The organism is Bradyrhizobium sp. Arg237L (genome assembly GCF_029990105.1).
Lineage (GTDB): Bacteria > Pseudomonadota > Alphaproteobacteria > Rhizobiales > Xanthobacteraceae > Bradyrhizobium.
The window spans coordinates 1-310 of the sequence record NZ_JAQMIL010000264.1 but is presented as its reverse complement, the minus strand read 5'-3'; the positions used below and the strand labels follow the sequence as shown (position 1 = coordinate 310).

Annotated in this window: 1 protein-coding gene; it reads right to left on the bottom strand. The window is 61.6% G+C overall.

Annotation, left to right across the window (positions count from 1 at the left end):
* Positions 1-310, bottom strand: a 310-nt coding sequence (locus OZ411_RS43255; protein ID WP_282532846.1) for a transposase, incomplete at both ends; no start/stop codon positions are given.

Below are 310 nucleotides of genomic sequence, written 5' to 3'. Positions count from 1 at the left end.
AGCGGCCAGCAGCTTTGGCGCCCGAAGTCATCGGCTTCGGCAACGTCACCGTGATGTCGGCTTCCTCGCAGTCCCTGATCTCCTCTCCATCGTAATAGCCGCGGTCTGCCACGACTTCGAGCGCCTCAACAGCCATCTCGTCGCGCGCCTGCCTGGCCATGTTGGCGAGTTGGTGGCGATCGGTGCCCACGTTGGTCACCTCGTGAGCCACGATGAGATGATGCTGCGTATCGACTGCAATCTGCACGTTATAGCCAACGATCCCGGTGTCCTTGCCACTTGTCGCCATCGAGCGCGCGTCAGGATCGGT